We start from the raw sequence: 15,301 nt of genomic DNA, 5'->3' as shown, positions 1-15,301 counted from the left end.
CGTCAGTTCGCCCTCAAATAAACGCCGATGGCGCTGTTTCTGTCGATTTCCTTCCGTCCCAACGTGCAGAAGGAATTCGGGTTCTCGTAGGTCACGCCGTTGGAGGCCAGATAAGCCTCACCCTTGGCGCGCATCCGGTCTTTTTCGGCGTCAGACTCGACATAGGCCCGGATCTCTTGGTCCGAGTAGCCGAGGCTGTTCGCCTCGGACCGCAGTCCCCACATCACGTTGATCGCTTTCAGCTTCCGCCCGCTGATCGAGGGGCAATAGTCCGAAATCTCTTTCGCGACCGCAATGTAGTACAGTTCATTGTCAATCTGTTTCACCTCACGCAGAGGCGGCTTGGCCTCGGCGATCGCTGGGATCATCAGCGCAAGACCGATGGCAAGTGTTTTCGCATAAGACATGACAGGTCCTTTCATCTTGGATCGACCAAGATGGGTGTCGCCCTGTCTGCTATGCAATAACAGACCGCTGGCCCTGCCGTGATATGCGGAAAACAGCCTCATGGTCTTTGGCAGGTTCCCGCAAAAGTCAGTTTGTCGTCGCTGATGCGCAGGTTCTGCGGTTCGGTATCCGGGCCAACCTTCCAAACAATGCGCGACGAGCCGAAGTTCTGGATGCAGAATTTGGTGCCTTCGAACCGGCCCGCCTCACGCGCGCCGTCAAGCGAAGCTGACACGTTGTTCACGACCACAGTGAACTCGGTCGGGGTGCTGCGCTTGTCGACCGACTTGGCCTTGGCGCGGAAAAACTGCCCGTCAAACAGCACACGGTCCTTGGACGAGGAGACGGTGCAAGCCGAAATCAGCACAAGTCCCGCAAGGCCAGCCAAGGTTGAGAGTTTCATTGTCTTCACTTTTTTTATTCCCGTCAGATGGCTGGCATCTGGGCGGCTACGCGCGCGATCAGAATGGTGCGTCATCCCGTTCACTCCGCTGCGACCTGAGCGCAACGGTTGTCGCACCACTTGCTTGCTTGTTTCAAATCCGCCCATCCAAAGGCGTGTTCACTTGGACCTTCCTGGCGCAGACGCTCTAGCCGCGCCATGGCTTCATCCAGATCCGGCTGGTGCCCCGCGGGCACCCACCACATGACGAAATGCTGATCCCCCAGCAGTTCAAACCACTCCTGACGGCGGTCGTAGAACTGTTTATGTATGGTGCCCCAGACAAATGTCTCAAGGCTCGCGACGTCTTCCCAGACGGTCAGGTTGGCGACAAATTGAGGATCGTCCCCAATCGCGTTTTCTGTATTCCCGGTTCCCGGCTCGCCCGAGCCTTCCATCATCCAAACAAAGCCCGGCATCCGCTTGCCCAAGCCATTGACCTTGTCGAGATTGGCCATGAACTCAGCCACCCGAGGGTCATCCGTCAGGGCCAGCAGGCGGCCAATATTCAGTTCGGCCAGATGATATCCGTCGGGCTGCCTGATCATTCCGCTGCCATCGCCCCCATGCGGCCTGATTTCTGCGCCTTAATACGGTCCTCGATCTCTTCGCGGAAATTGCGGATCAGGCCCTGAATCGGCCAGGCCGCCGCATCGCCCAAGGCGCAGATCGTGTGGCCTTCGACCTGTTTGGTCACGTCAAACAGCATGTCGATCTCTTCCAACTCGGCCTCGCCGCGCGCAAGGCGGTCCATCACCCGCATCATCCAGCCGGTGCCTTCGCGGCAGGGTGTACACTGGCCGCAGCTTTCGTGCTTGTAGAATTTCGACAGCCGCCAGATCGCCTTGATGATGTCGGTGGACTTGTCCATCACGATCACCGCCGCCGTCCCAAGGCCCGAACCCAGCTCACCTCGCAGGTAGTCGAAATCCATGATCGCATCGCGCATATTCTCACCGCGCACGCAAGGAACGGACGATCCACCCGGAATGACGGCCAATAGGTTATCCCAGCCGCCACGAATGCCTCCGCAATGGGTTTCGATCAGCTGCTCGAACGGGATCGACATCGCCTCTTCGACGACGCAAGGGTTGTTCACATGGCCCGAGATTGCAAACAGCTTGGTGCCCGCGTTGTTCTGACGGCCAAAGCCTGCGAACCAGTCCGCGCCCCGGCGCAGGATGGTCGGCACAACGGCGATGGACTCCACGTTATTCACTGTGGTCGGGCAGCCATAGAGGCCCGCGCCAGCCGGGAATGGAGGCTTCATGCGCGGCATACCCTTTTTGCCCTCAAGGCTTTCGATCAGCGCTGTTTCTTCACCGCAGATGTAAGCGCCCGCGCCGTGATGCAGGAAGATGTCGAAATCCCATCCCGAACCAGCCGCGCTCCTGCCCAACAGCCCGGCGTCATAGGCCTCATCAATCGCGGCCTGTAGCGCCTCGCGTTCACGGATGTATTCGCCACGCAAGTAGATATAGCAGGTGTGCGCATTCATCGCGAAAGAGGCAATCAGGCAGCCTTCGATCAGGGTATGCGGATCATGGCGCATGATCTCGCGGTCTTTACAGGTACCCGGCTCAGATTCATCCGCATTCACGACCAGATAAGACGGGCGGCCATCGCTTTCCTTGGGCATGAACGACCATTTCAGACCGGTTGGGAAGCCCGCGCCACCGCGCCCACGCAGGCCCGAGTCTTTCATCGTCTGGATGATCCAATCCCGGCCCTTTTCGATCAGACCAGCGGTGCCATCCCAATGACCTCGGGCCTGCGCGCCGCGCAGAGTACGCTCGTGCATCCCGTAGATGTTGGTAAAGATCCGGTCCTGATCCTTCAGCATCGCGTGTTACCCTCAGCTGTCCTGACGCATGCGCCAGAGTTGAAATATGTTGACGCCCGCATAGATGAACCCAGCCAAAGCGGCGAAATCAAATAGCAGCGCATAGCGCCCCGGCATTCCAATCGCGGGGCCGATGAACAAGGTCATGCCAAGCCAAACCACCATCGTTACGGCGATGACGATGCCTATATGTCGACCCTTGCGGGCTATGGCTTGCTCTTTGTCCTTGTCCATCTCGTCCTTGAGCCCTTTCAGGGGCGTTTAGTCTTCATAAGTGCCGTCTTCCTTGGCACGTTTGGCGAATTCGGTCTCATCCCCAACGGCCAGCTTGGCCGCTTGTTCTATCCAGCCATCGCGTTCAATCCGGCCCTTGAACTTCAGGCGCGCGTCCACCCAGGCCACATGCTCGGGCGTCCAGGCCGCGATCTGATCATAATGGAAAAAGCCCAAGTCATTCAGCGTCTCTTCCAGTTTCGGCCCCACGCCTTTGAGCATCTTTAGGTCATCAGGAAGTCCCCCACGCGCCTCGGTCAGCGTTCGGGGTTTGTCTTCCTCGACCTCATTCGCTTTGGCCTCAACGGCCTGTTTGACGGCAGGCTTCGGTGGCTCAGGCGCTTTCGGCGGTTTCGCCGCCGCCGAGGCCCCGGCCTGTTTGCCGTCTTTCCCCAGCCAAGGCGTGAGGATCGGAACCTCAGTCCCATCAATCCGCTTGACGGTATCGCCCAGTTCGACCGCCAAGGCCACGCTGGCATTATGTTCCAGCTTTCCGGCCTCATGTTCTGTCAGGCTGCTGAGACCTTTCAAAGGCTCGGCCGCATATCGCCCGTTCTGAGGGCCGGGCGTAGGCACCTTCCCCGCTGCCAGATCGTCTATGATCTTGCCAAAACTCTCGGCGGTCAGGTCTTCGTAGTAATCCTTGCCAATTTGCGCCATCGGGGCATTCGTACAGGACCCGAGGCATTCCACCTCTTCCCAGCTCAACTTGCCATCGGCGGATAGCGCATGCGGCTTGGCGGCGATCTTTTCCTTGCAGACCGCAATAAGATCCTCGGCACCGCAAATCATGCAGGAGGTCGTGCCACACACCTGTATATGCGCCACCGAGCCGACTGGCTGCAGTTGGAACATGAAGTAGAACGAGGCGACCTCAAGCACTCGAATATAGGCCATGCCCAGCATGTCGGCGACGGATTCAATTGCCGGGCGAGACAGCCAGCCCTCCTGCTCTTGCGCGCGCCAAAGCAGAGGGATCACCGCACTGGCGTGGCGGCCCTCAGGGTATTTGGTGATCTGCGCTTCGGCCCATTTCTGGTTGGCAGCGGTGAAGGCAAAGCTATCAGGTTGTTCGGGATGAAGACGGCGGAGCATTAGCGGTCAATCTCTCCAAATACGACGTCCATGGTGCCGATAATGGCAGCGACGTCCGCCAGTTGGTGGCCCTTGGCGACGTGATCCATGGCTTGCAGATGCAGGAAACCTGGTGCGCGGAGTTTGGCGCGATAAGGCTTGTTGGTGCCGTCGGCGACCAGGTAGACGCCGAACTCGCCCTTCGGGGCCTCGACGGCGGCATAAACCTCACCCGCGGGGACGTGGAAACCTTCGGTGTAGAGCTTGAAGTGATGGATCAGGCTCTCCATCGAGGTCTTCATGTCCGAGCGTTTCGGCGGGGTGATCTTACCGCGAGCCAGAACGTCGCCTGGGCATTCGCGGATCTTAGCGATGGCCTGTCGGATGATCAGCAGGGATTGGCGCATCTCTTCCATGCGGCAGAGATAGCGGTCGTAGCAGTCGCCATTCTTGCCGACGGGGATCTGGAATTCGAACTCGTCGTAGCACTCATAGGGCTGCGCACGGCGCAGGTCCCATGCAAGGCCCGAGCCACGGACCATCACGCCCGAGAAGCCGTATTTCTGAATGTCATCCTCGGTCACCACGCCAATATCGGCGTTGCGCTGCTTGAAGATGCGGTTTTCTGTCAACAACCCGTCGATGTCGTCGAGAACAGCGGGGAATTCGTGGCTCCATGCCTCGATATCGTCCAGCAATTCCGGCGGCAGGTCCTGATGGACACCACCGGGGCGGAAATAGGCGGCATGCAGGCGGGCCCCGCAGGCGCGCTCATAGAACACCATCAGCTTTTCGCGTTCCTCAAAGCCCCACAGCGGCGGGGTCAGCGCGCCCACGTCCATCGCCTGCGTGGTGACGTTCAGCAGGTGGTTCAGGATGCGCCCGATCTCGGAATACAGAACCCGGATCAGCGAGCCACGGCGCGGCACCTCGACCCCGGTCAGCTTTTCGATCGCCAGACACCAGGCATGTTCCTGATTCATCGGCGCCACGTAATCCAGACGATCGAAATACGGCAGGTTTTGCAGATACGTCCGGCTTTCCATCAGCTTTTCGGTGCCACGGTGCAGCAGACCGATATGCGGATCGCAGCGTTCGACGATCTCTCCGTCCAACTCAAGCACAAGACGCAGAACCCCATGCGCCGCAGGGTGTTGCGGGCCGAAGTTGATGTTGAAGTTGCGGATCTTCTGTTCTCCGCTCAGCGCATCCGTGCTGCCGTCATCGTATCTTGAGCCGTCCATCACCGCCCCCGCTTTTTCTTCGCTTCAGCCCGCACCCGGACCTTCTCGGCCTCAGCCGCCTTGGCTGCGGCGCCGGCAAGCAGCACCCCAAGAGCGCCCAAAATGATCAGTTCCCCCAGCATCTCAGCGACGCTCCATCTCTTGCAGCTTCATAGCCATGATCCACAGTAGGATCAGCGTTCCAATCGGGATGACGCAGGCAAACGCCCAGAACTTCTCAATCCCGAAATGCGGCAGCAGTTTCAGCATCGGGATGATCGTGGCGATCGTGAAAGCGATCCAGATCAGGAACTCCATGGCTTACGACTCCTGTTTTTCATCCCCCGGAAGAATGTAGTTGGCACCTTCCCAAGGGGACATGAAATCAAACTGACGGTATTCCTGTACGAGGCTGACGGGTTCATAAACCACGCGTTTCTGCGCCTCGTCATAGCGGACCTCGGTATAGCCGGTGGTCGGGAAATCCTTGCGCAACGGATAGCCGCGGAACCCGTAGTCGGTCAGGATGCGCCGCAGGTCCGGGTGGCCCGAGAATAGGATGCCGAACATGTCGAAAACCTCACGCTCGAACCAGTTGGCCGAGGGATGCGTATCGACGATCGAGGGCACCATGTCTTCTTCACGGATGGAAACCCGCAGGCGAATGCGTTGGTTCTGGTACATCGACAAGAAGTGATAAACCACGTCGAACCGCTTGGCCCGTTCGGGGTAGTCCACGCCCGTGATATCGACCAGCGTAGAGAACTGGCAGGAGCGGTCGCTTTTGAGGAATTCGATGAATTCGACAAGGTTCGACGGCGCCACATCCACGTTCAGTTCACCATGGGTGACATCCCAGGACAACACACAGTCGGACCGTTTCAGTTCCAGATGCGTACCAAGTTCTTTGAGTGCTTCGCTCATCCGCCCTCCCCCTTAGCGCACGATCGTGCCGGTACGGCGGATTTTGCGTTGCAGCTGCATCAGACCGTAGAGCAGCGCCTCAGCGGTCGGAGGGCAGCCGGGGACGTAGATATCCACTGGAACGATACGGTCACAGCCGCGCACGACGGAATAGGAATAGTGGTAGTAGCCGCCTCCATTCGCGCAGGAGCCCATCGAGATCACATAGCGCGGCTCGGGCATCTGGTCGTAGACCTTGCGCAGCGCAGGGGCCATCTTGTTGGTCAGCGTCCCGGCCACAATCATCACATCGGACTGGCGCGGCGAGGCACGCGGCGCGATGCCAAACCGTTCCGCGTCATAGCGCGGCATCGAGGTGTGCATCATCTCGACCGCGCAACAGGCCAGACCAAAGGTCATCCAATGCAAAGACCCGGTCCGCGCCCAATTGATGATGTCTTCGGTCGAGGTCAGCAGAAAGCCTTTGTCCTGCAGCTCAGCATTGAGGGCCTGGGTGGCGACTTCTTTGTCGACGCCGGCGGTATTTGCACCCGTCATCACTCCCATTCCAAGGCCCCCTTCTTCCATTCATAGGCAAAGCCGATGGTCAAAACGCCTAGGAACACCATCATCGACCAGAACCCTACATCGCTGATGTCCTTGAAGCCCACGGCCCAGGGGAACAGGAACGCAATCTCGAGGTCGAAAATGATGAAAAGGATCGAAACCAGATAGAAGCGCACATCGAACTTCATCCGGGCGTCATCAAACGCGTTGAAGCCGCATTCATAGGCGCTGACTTTTTCGGGATCGGGGTTGCGAACTGCCAGAACAACAGCTGCCAGAATCAGGACAATTCCCAGGCCGATGGCTACGGCCAGAAACACCAGAATAGGGAGATACTCCCGCAGCAGGTCTTCCACGTCTAGCTCCTTTCCTGCGCATCCCCTTTCGGAGGGCGCCGTCAATTGGCGTGTTGACTCGACTTTCTCTAGCCCCACGCGGTCAGAGGGTCAACCGAACACAAGCGCGCACCACGTCATTCATCCCCTTGACAGACCTTCGGGAATCACCCCGATTTCGCCTCAGCGGACAATAGACGCCCAAAGTTAATCTTTGTTGTTCCACTTGGGTTTACGTTTTTCAAAGAATGCTTCGATGCCTTCGCGTGCTTCCGGCGTTTCCCATCGGGCGACCAACGCCTGGATGGTATGGTCAATCACACTGTCGTCAAGACGCGGACCGAGGTTTTGAACCAAGGCCTTAGCTGACGCCACAGCCCCCGGTGCACAGGACAGGTAGGGGGTGATTTCATCTTCGACGGCGCGCGTCAGTTCATCGCCTGGCACCACTTTCGCCAAAAGGCCAAGCTCCACAGCCTCGGCTGCATCAAACAGACGCGCCGACATGAACACGCGCCGCGCGCGGGCCTCACCCATCCGCGCGATCACGTATGGCCCAATCGTCGCTGGGATCAGGCCCAGCCGGGTTTCAGTCAGGCCCATTTTAAGGGTGTCAACGCCAACCGCCACATCGCAGACCGAGGCCAGCCCGACGCCACCGCCAAATGCGTTGCCTTGCAATGCACCAATCAGAGGTTTGGGCATCTCGTTCAGCGCCTTCAGCATTTCCGCCAGCTTGCGCGCCTCGGCAAATCGGGTCTCGGCATCCGCAGCCATCTGATCGCGCATCCACCCCAGATCGCCCCCGGCGCAAAAGCTTTTGCCGGACCCGGTCAACACAACAACGCGCACCGCCTCATCGCAGCCCAGCTGCGCCGCGGCCTGAGTCAATTCGCTGATCATCAGCGCCGACATGGCGTTGTGCTTTTCGGCGCGCGACAGGGTTAGTGTCGCAACACCTCGGTCATCTGTGACGACCGCAATCGTTTCAAACATGTCAGCCTCTCATTGCCTGCGCCATCTGCGCGGCTTCGTCCAAAACTGCTGCGTCCAGACCGGTCTCATATCCAAGCCGCTCCAGATGGGCAGCGACGGCCTCAGTCACGACATTGCCAGCCGCGCCGGGTGCATAAGGGCATCCGCCCAAGCCACCGACCGCAGCGTCAAACACCCGCACGCCCAGCGCCAGCGAGGCATCAATATTGTCCATGGCTCGCCCGTTGGTGTTGTGGAAGTGGCCCGCAAGCCGAGTAACGGGCACCCTATCGCGCACCGCCAGCAGCATATGCGCGATCTTGTCCGGGGTTCCCTGCCCGATCGTGTCGCCCAGCGAAATCTCATAGCACCCGTGCGCGAACAGAGCGTCCGCGACCTCAGCCACTTTTTCCGGCGGAGTTGGACCATCATATGGGCAATCGGTCACGCATGAGACATAGCCCCGGACCGGCAGGTCGATATGGCGCGCGGCCTCAAGGATCGGCGCGAACCGTTCAATGGATTCCGCGATGGTCGCGTTGATATTGGCTTTCGAGAACCCCTCGGAAGCTGATGCAAATACCGCGATCTCATCCGCTTTGGCCGCCAGCGCGTCTTCATAGCCGCGCATGTTCGGCGTCAACGCCGCATAACGCACGCCCTCAGCCCGTTTGATCCCAGCCAGAACCGCGCCGCTTCCTGCCATTTGGGGCACCCATTTGGGTGATACGAAACTGGCAACCTCAATTCGGTTGAACCCGGCGCCGCTAAGGCAATCGACCAGCGCCACTTTCTCGGCCACTGGAATCTCGCGCTTTTCGTTCTGAAGCCCGTCTCTTGGCCCGACCTCGAATATCTCGACCCGTTCTTTCATCAACGCATCCCTCCCCGGCTTCTTTTCGTTTTACATTCGGATGGCCCGACTGTGCCACGCAATGCACGGCCCGAACAGATCAATCCTCAGCTAAGCGAACCAGGGCCGCCCCTGCCTCTACCTGTGCACCAGCGTCAGCCAACACCTCGGCCACCACACCGTCGCGCGCCGCAAGCAGAGAATGTTCCATCTTCATGGCTTCCAGAATCGCCAGCCGGTCGCCCTCCTTCACCGCCTGCCCTGCCGAGGCAAAGACGGCCTTGACCAGTCCCGGCATCGGAGCCTCGATCACGTTGGTATCTCCAGCAGCGCTGGCATCGCGATCCAAGGGGTCAACGATTTCGAACACCTGCCCATAATCTTCAAACACGGTGATCCGAGGCCCAGCGACGGAGACATTGGGCATGCGCTGCCCATCAACGACCCAACCACCGTTGTGCTGCGCAGTCACCGGCGCGCCATTCACCGTCCAGAGCTGCCGGTGCGGGCTTTCGACCTGAACATCCAGATCAAGGATCTCTCCATCGCGCATCAGCTGCACGGTCCGGTGCAACGGTCCCCACAGGGTGAAGCCTGTCTCTGAGGTCGTCTCTGTCAACCCCAGCGCTGTCATCGCCGCGGCCACAACCGAGGCATTGGTCGTGCCTGGCGTCCTTACCAGATCCTCCAGATCGCGCCCGATCAGACCCGTATCCACATCGCCCGAGGCAAACCCACCATGGCGTGTCAGAGCGCCAAGGAAGGCCAGATTGGTCACCGTCCCGGCAACCTCGGTTTGACGCAGGGCGCGATGCAAGCCCTCAAGCGCGACCGCGCGGGTCGGGCCGTGCACGACGACCTTGGCGATCATCGGATCATACCAGGGGCTGATCGTATCCCCCGCCCGCACGCCACTGTCCGCGCGGCACTCAGGCGGAAACTGCAGATGGGTGAGGGTCCCCGTCGCCGGCAAAAAGCCCTTAGGCACATCCTCGGCATAGAGCCGCGCCTCAAACGCGTGACCATTGATCGACAGGTCATTCTGCTGCCTCGGCAGGCTTTCACCCGCTGCAACGCGCAGCTGCCATTCGACCAGATCAACGCCCGTAATCGCCTCGGTCACCGGGTGTTCAACTTGCAGGCGGGTGTTCATCTCCATGAACCAGAAGCGATCCGGCCGCAGCCCTTCGGATGCATCGACGATGAACTCAACTGTCCCGGCCCCTTTGTAGCCGATCGCTTCTGCCGCACGCACACCGGCCTGCCCCATCGCCTCGCGCATCTCAGGCGTCATGCCAGGGGCCGGCGCCTCTTCAATCACCTTCTGATGTCGCCGTTGCAGCGAGCAGTCCCGTTCAAACAGATGCACCGCATGGGTGCCATCGCCAAAGACCTGAACTTCGATATGCCGAGGTTTGGCTACGAATTTTTCAACCAGAACCGCATCATTACCAAAGGCAGTCTTTGCCTCACCGCGCGCGCTGTCCAGAGCGTCTGAGAAAGCTTCGGGCGTCTCGACCAACCGCATTCCTTTGCCGCCGCCGCCCGCAACCGCCTTGATCAGAACGGGGTAGCCGATGGTCGCGGCGGCCTCGGCCAGATGAGCGGGGTCCTGATTGTCACCGTGATATCCGGGCACAACGGGAACGCCTGCCTCCTCCATCAAAGCCTTGGCCGCATCCTTGAGACCCATCTTACGGATCGCATCCGCCGATGGGCCGATGAATGTCAGCCCTGCAGCCTCAACCGCATCCACGAAATCCGGGTTCTCGGACAAAAACCCATAGCCAGGATGGATCGCCTGCGCCCCGGTCTCGAGCGCCGCCTGGATGATCACCTCTCCCTTCAGATAGCTCTCCGCCGGAGCGGCCGCACCAATATGCACCGCCTCATCTGCCATCTGCACATGCTTGGCCGAGGCATCCGCATCCGAATAGACAGCTATACAGGACACACCCATTTTTTGAGCGGTCTCGACAACGCGACAGGCGATCTCGCCCCGGTTCGCAATCAAGATTTTGTTGAACATGGCCTACCCCTCAACCGTCAGATCTTCGACCAGCCGGAACCGCTCGCAGAGCAATTCCATTTCGGGATCAAACCCACCATTGCGCTCAAAGTAACAGCGATGATTTTCGCGCCATCCCTCAAGCGTCTCATTCTCACCCTCGGCAAGCGCGAAATCTTCGGTCACATCGCAATACCGACAGATCGAAACCTCAACTGTTTCGATCACCAGCGCGGGACGATCATGCCAGTCCAAAGCGATATCGCGTCGCCCCACGACGGGAGTGTCTGCACTACCTTCAGGATAGTCTCGCAAGGCACCGCAGGTCGCGGTTTTCCTACCCGCGCGCACCAACGACAGCAGTTCAGCACTCAACAAGGCACTGTCCCCAAACTTGAAGGTCTGTGCGCCGGGATAGCGGGCGATCACTTGCTTTAGATTGTGGCTCATACTTCGCCCTCAACGGTTTCAATAGTTGTCTTGCGGAGCGACGTTGCCTCGGGCATCGGCAAATCAGTCAGAATGCCTCCGTACGGAGGGACCTCTTTGCCAGTGAGGCAAGCGCGACTGCGAATCCCCGGCTTGCCGATTGCAAGAACCGTCGCCTCACCAATATCCGTTTCAAACCGATCGCCTTCTGCGGGCTTTCCCACCACTGCTGTTAGCCACAGTACGGTTCCCTTCCCTGAAATGGAGAACACATCCTCTATCGTAGCAGAGAACGCCATCGTCACATCCTGAACACGCCGAAACGCGTTTCCTCGATCGGGGCGTTCAAAGCGGCACCCAATGACAACGCCAAGACCTCTCGCGATTTGCGCGGGTCGATGATGCCATCGTCCCACAACCGAGCCGAGGCATAAAGCGGATGAGACTGTTCCTCGAACATGTCCAAGGTCGGGCGTTTGAATTCGGCCTCTTCCTCGGCGGACCATGTACCGCCCTGCCGCTCGATTCCGTCGCGCTTGACGGTAGCCAGAACGCCCGCCGCCTGCTCTCCGCCCATCACGGAAATCCGTGAGTTCGGCCAAGTCCACAGGAACCGAGGCTGATAGGCCCGACCGGCCATACCATAGTTTCCGGCCCCGAAGGACCCTCCGACAAGCATGGTGATCTTCGGCACCGAGGTGGTTGCCACCGCCGTCACCATCTTGGCCCCATGCCGCGCGATGCCCTCGTTCTCGTATTTGCGTCCGACCATAAAGCCGGTGATATTCTGCAGGAACACCAGCGGGATGCGACGCTGAGAACATAGCTCAACAAAATGCGCGCCCTTCTGTGCAGCCTCGGAGAACAGCACGCCGTTATTGGCGATGATTCCAACCGGGCAGCCTTTGACATGGGCAAAGCCAGTTACCAGCGTCTCGCCAAAGCGCGGCTTGAAATCATCGAACCGAGAGCCATCGACCAGACGCGCGATCACCTCGCGGATGTCATAGGGGGTGCGCAGATCAGCGGGAACAACGCCGAGGATCTCCTCGGGGTCATAAGCTGGGTCTTCTGGGCTGGCCCAATCTACCGTCTGCGATTTGCGCAGGTTCAACGACCCAACCGCCCGACGCGCCAAAGCCAGCGCGTGTGCGTCATCCTCGGCCAGATAATCCGCTACGCCGGACAAGCGCGTATGGACATCACCTCCGCCCAGATCTTCGGAACTCACAACCTCGCCGGTCGCCGCTTTCACCAGAGGTGGTCCAGCCAGAAAGATCGTGCCCTGTTCTTTCACGATGATCGTCACGTCCGACATTGCGGGCACATAGGCCCCACCCGCCGTACAAGAGCCCATCACCACAGCGATCTGAGCAATCCCCTTGGCGCTCATCCGCGCTTGGTTATAGAAGATGCGGCCAAAGTGGTCGCGGTCAGGGAAGACCTCATCCTGATTGGGCAGGTTCGCACCCCCGCTATCCACCAGATAGATACAGGGCAGATGGTTCTCTTCGGCAATCTCCTGCGCGCGGAGGTGTTTTTTGACGGTCATTGGATAGTATGTGCCGCCCTTCACGGTGGCATCGTTGCACACCACCATGACCTCGCGCCCCTGTACTCTGCCAATGCCAGCGATCACCCCGGCACAAGGCGCGGCATCGCCATACATTCCATGAGCCGCCGTCGCGCCGATCTCCAGAAACGGAGACCCCGGATCGAGCAGGTTCGCCACCCTACGTCGAGGCAGCATCTTACCCCGAGAGACGTGCCGCGCACGGGATTTTTCGCCGCCTCCCATCCGGGCCGCTTCCGCCGCGGTCGAGATTTGCGCCAGCGCGTCGAGATGGGCTGCGCGGTTGGCTTTGAAACCCTCGGAGGTTGCTATTGCCTTACTAGTGAGCTTCACTCGCTCTCCTCCCTCTGTTCTACCCAACCGGCCAAAGACACTGCTCCGAGGTATCGCCCGAAGGACACCAATGCAGCACATTCCGTTTCAAGGTTTGGTGTTTCACAACGACTGGCAACACTTGTTTCCTTCACAAGCGCCAATCGCTTCTCATAGAATTGTTTCTGAGTAGGCAGAGCATCCAAGCTTTCCGGAAGCGCATCAATGATGGCGCTGGACCGATGCGAGAAACCTTTCGCCAGGTCGACGTAGCAAGAATGGCTATCTGTAGAGAACCGGCAATAGGTGGTGATCACCGCTATGCAATCTTGCGTTTTTCCGGCCTGATCCAGTTTGCCTTCTGCGCTCGCAAGGCATCGTTCTGTCCATGCATAAGGGTTACCTTCGTCGGCCATGCTCTTGGCCGGCAATGCAGCGCAGGCAACGGCAACCAGCACCGCAAAATCTAGGTTCTTCATCATAGCCCGACCTCTTGAGCCGCCCACGCCTTCAATTCCTTCCGGATGACCTTTCCTGTCACCGTCATCGGAAGCTCCTCCAGAAATGCAACCTCTCGCGGATAGGAGTACTGCGCCAGACGGTTCTTGACCCAGTCCTGCAACTCCGGCCCTGAGGCCTCAGCGCCCGGTTTTAACACCACATAGGCCTTGACGATCTCGGTTCGCAGCGGGTCGGGCTTGCCGACCACGCCGACCGTTGCCACCGCCGGGTGGGTCAGCAGGCAATCCTCGATCTCAGCCGGGCCGATGCGATATCCGGCTGAGGTAATCACGTCATCATCGCGGCCCACGAAGCGCAGATAGTCGCCATCCCATACGCCTCGGTCTCCGGTAATCAGCCAATCACCCCGGAATTTCTCAGCAGTGGCATCAGGCCGGTTCCAGTATTCCAGCAGCATTGAGGCCGAACCGCGCCGGATGGCCACGTCACCCTCGTCCCTCGTGGGTGCACCATCCTCATCAATCACCGAGACCTCTTGGCCCGGAACTGGCTTGCCGATACAGCCGGGGCGCACCGGGAAATCCTCGGCGCAGGACGAGACGACCATGTTGCATTCGGTCTGGCCGTAGAACTCGTTGATCGTCAGTCCAAAGGCCTGTTGCCCCCACGCCAGCATCTCGGCGCCCAGAGGCTCGCCCCCTGACGCGACCGAACGCAGGCCGGGGATGCTCTGATCCGCAGCTTTCAGCATTCGCAGCGCGGTCGGAGGGAAGAACACATTGCGCACGCCGCCGCGCGCGATCACATCGGCGCAGGCCTCGGGAGTAAATTTGTCCAGCCGGCTGGCCACCACGGGTATGCCCAGCGCGAGGCCCGGCATCAGGACATCGAACAGCCCTCCGATCCAGGCCCAATCCGCCGGGGTCCAAAGGCAATCCCCCGCGCGCAAGTGGTTATGGCTGATCGAAACGCCGGGTAGATGGCCGGTCAACACGCGGTGCCCGTGCAAGGCCCCCTTGGGGCTGCCGGTTGTGCCCGACGTATAGATCAGCACGGCGGGGTCTTCGGGGCCGGTATCCGCGAAGGGCAGCTCTGGGCCGGGTTGGGCGACCTCGGCGGCGATCATAGGCTCGGCCAGATCACCCAGCAGCCCGGCGCCCTCGGCATCCGTCAGAACAATCCCTGCCCCGGCATCCGCCACGCGGGAGCGCAGCGCGTCCTGTTTGAACAGCTTGAACAGAGGCACCGAGATCGCACCGATCTTCCAGATCGCCAGATGCGCGGCCGCACACCAAGGAGACTGGCTGAGCAGAACGCCAACCCGGTCACCGGCCTGAACCTCGGGCAAGAGTGCCCGCGCAAGCCCATCGGCCATCTCGTGCAGCTGACCGTAAGTTATCGGCCGCTCATCGCCCTCTGTCAGATCGACCAAGGCGACCTGTTCGGGTGGATGGGTCAGACACTGGCGCGCCATGTTCAGCCGATCGGGGACATCCCAGCCACCCGCCGAGCGCAAACCCGGTATGCGCAGATCGCCTGACATCAAAATTTTCCTTTATTTTCGGGGCCTGCAGTTATGTCA

General features: G+C 59.8%; 20 protein-coding genes. All 20 read right to left on the bottom strand.

The window, feature by feature from the left end; translation table 11 throughout:
* Positions 1 to 2: 2 nt before the first annotated feature.
* The 20 genes from ACR0B5_RS02065 to ACR0B5_RS01970 all read right to left on the bottom strand — a co-directional run bounded on the left by ACR0B5_RS02065 (position 3) and on the right by ACR0B5_RS01970 (position 15,262).
* The gene (locus tag ACR0B5_RS02065) at positions 3 to 422 is read right to left on the bottom strand and encodes a DUF5333 domain-containing protein (protein WP_480538091.1); all 420 of its coding nucleotides are present in this window, start codon (positions 420 to 422) and stop codon (positions 3 to 5) included.
* Positions 423 to 505: 83 nt separating this feature from the next.
* Positions 506 to 850, bottom strand: a complete 345-nt coding sequence (locus tag ACR0B5_RS02060; protein WP_480538089.1) for a hypothetical protein — start codon at positions 848 to 850, stop codon at positions 506 to 508.
* 80 nt (positions 851 to 930) lie between these two features.
* On the bottom strand, positions 931 to 1,437 hold the full coding sequence (locus ACR0B5_RS02055) for a DUF3291 domain-containing protein (protein WP_480538087.1): 507 nt from the start codon (positions 1,435 to 1,437) through the stop codon (positions 931 to 933).
* Positions 1,434 to 2,732 (bottom strand): NADH-quinone oxidoreductase subunit NuoF, encoded by a 1,299-nt coding sequence (gene nuoF / locus ACR0B5_RS02050; RefSeq protein ID WP_480538085.1) that lies wholly within the window; start codon positions 2,730 to 2,732, stop codon positions 1,434 to 1,436. The genes ACR0B5_RS02055 and nuoF overlap by 4 nt, the downstream gene beginning before the upstream one ends.
* 12 nt (positions 2,733 to 2,744) lie before the next feature.
* A complete protein-coding gene (locus tag ACR0B5_RS02045) occupies positions 2,745 to 2,966 on the bottom strand; it encodes a DUF5337 domain-containing protein (protein ID WP_170467891.1) in 222 nt (73 codons plus the stop codon).
* 27 nt (positions 2,967 to 2,993) lie between these two features.
* A complete protein-coding gene (gene nuoE / locus ACR0B5_RS02040) occupies positions 2,994 to 4,100 on the bottom strand; it encodes an NADH-quinone oxidoreductase subunit NuoE (protein WP_480538083.1) in 1,107 nt (368 codons plus the stop codon).
* Entirely contained in the window at positions 4,100 to 5,323 is a 1,224-nt protein-coding gene (locus tag ACR0B5_RS02035) for an NADH-quinone oxidoreductase subunit D (protein WP_170375130.1), read from the bottom strand. Before ACR0B5_RS02035 ends, nuoE begins: the two co-directional genes overlap by 1 nt.
* Positions 5,323 to 5,445 carry a hypothetical protein gene (locus ACR0B5_RS02030; RefSeq protein ID WP_480538081.1) on the bottom strand — a complete coding sequence of 41 codons (123 nt, stop codon included), beginning with the start codon at positions 5,443 to 5,445 and terminating at the stop codon, positions 5,323 to 5,325. Before ACR0B5_RS02030 ends, ACR0B5_RS02035 begins: the two co-directional genes overlap by 1 nt.
* Before the next feature lies 1 nt (position 5,446).
* Positions 5,447 to 5,620, bottom strand: a complete 174-nt coding sequence (locus ACR0B5_RS02025; protein ID WP_170461080.1) for a hypothetical protein — start codon at positions 5,618 to 5,620, stop codon at positions 5,447 to 5,449.
* A gap of 3 nt (positions 5,621 to 5,623) precedes the next feature.
* Positions 5,624 to 6,226, bottom strand: a complete 603-nt coding sequence (locus ACR0B5_RS02020; protein ID WP_170375126.1) for an NADH-quinone oxidoreductase subunit C — start codon at positions 6,224 to 6,226, stop codon at positions 5,624 to 5,626.
* A 12-nt stretch (positions 6,227 to 6,238) separates the two neighbouring features.
* Positions 6,239 to 6,772, bottom strand: coding sequence for a NuoB/complex I 20 kDa subunit family protein (locus ACR0B5_RS02015; protein WP_037307875.1), 534 nt, complete (start codon positions 6,770 to 6,772; stop codon positions 6,239 to 6,241).
* On the bottom strand, positions 6,763 to 7,128 hold the full coding sequence (locus tag ACR0B5_RS02010) for an NADH-quinone oxidoreductase subunit A (protein WP_170375125.1): 366 nt from the start codon (positions 7,126 to 7,128) through the stop codon (positions 6,763 to 6,765). Before ACR0B5_RS02010 ends, ACR0B5_RS02015 begins: the two co-directional genes overlap by 10 nt.
* A 186-nt stretch (positions 7,129 to 7,314) precedes the next feature.
* Positions 7,315 to 8,103 carry a crotonase/enoyl-CoA hydratase family protein gene (locus ACR0B5_RS02005; protein ID WP_480538079.1) on the bottom strand — a complete coding sequence of 263 codons (789 nt, stop codon included), beginning with the start codon at positions 8,101 to 8,103 and terminating at the stop codon, positions 7,315 to 7,317.
* 1 nt (position 8,104) lies between these two features.
* Positions 8,105 to 8,956: a hydroxymethylglutaryl-CoA lyase gene (locus ACR0B5_RS02000; RefSeq protein ID WP_480538077.1), complete on the bottom strand. Its 852-nt coding sequence runs from the start codon at positions 8,954 to 8,956 to the stop codon at positions 8,105 to 8,107.
* 79 nt (positions 8,957 to 9,035) lie between these two features.
* A complete protein-coding gene (locus tag ACR0B5_RS01995) occupies positions 9,036 to 10,964 on the bottom strand; it encodes an acetyl/propionyl/methylcrotonyl-CoA carboxylase subunit alpha (RefSeq protein WP_480538075.1) in 1,929 nt (642 codons plus the stop codon).
* Positions 10,965 to 10,967: 3 nt separating this feature from the next.
* The gene (locus ACR0B5_RS01990) at positions 10,968 to 11,393 is read right to left on the bottom strand and encodes an ASCH domain-containing protein (protein WP_480538073.1); all 426 of its coding nucleotides are present in this window, start codon (positions 11,391 to 11,393) and stop codon (positions 10,968 to 10,970) included.
* Positions 11,390 to 11,671, bottom strand: coding sequence for a hypothetical protein (locus tag ACR0B5_RS01985; protein WP_480538071.1), 282 nt, complete (start codon positions 11,669 to 11,671; stop codon positions 11,390 to 11,392). The genes ACR0B5_RS01990 and ACR0B5_RS01985 overlap by 4 nt, the downstream gene beginning before the upstream one ends.
* Positions 11,672 to 11,673: 2 nt before the next feature.
* On the bottom strand, positions 11,674 to 13,278 hold the full coding sequence (locus ACR0B5_RS01980) for a carboxyl transferase domain-containing protein (RefSeq protein WP_480538069.1): 1,605 nt from the start codon (positions 13,276 to 13,278) through the stop codon (positions 11,674 to 11,676).
* A complete protein-coding gene (locus tag ACR0B5_RS01975; RefSeq protein WP_480538067.1) occupies positions 13,275 to 13,739 on the bottom strand; it encodes a hypothetical protein in 465 nt (154 codons plus the stop codon). Before ACR0B5_RS01975 ends, ACR0B5_RS01980 begins: the two co-directional genes overlap by 4 nt.
* Positions 13,736 to 15,262 carry an AMP-binding protein gene (locus ACR0B5_RS01970; protein WP_480538065.1) on the bottom strand — a complete coding sequence of 509 codons (1,527 nt, stop codon included), beginning with the start codon at positions 15,260 to 15,262 and terminating at the stop codon, positions 13,736 to 13,738. Before ACR0B5_RS01970 ends, ACR0B5_RS01975 begins: the two co-directional genes overlap by 4 nt.
* Positions 15,263 to 15,301 lie beyond the last annotated feature (39 nt).

Source organism: Ruegeria sp. AG1 (assembly GCF_056541705.1).
Note: the sequence above shows the minus strand (reverse complement) of the source record. Positions and strands in the feature narration are given on the sequence as shown.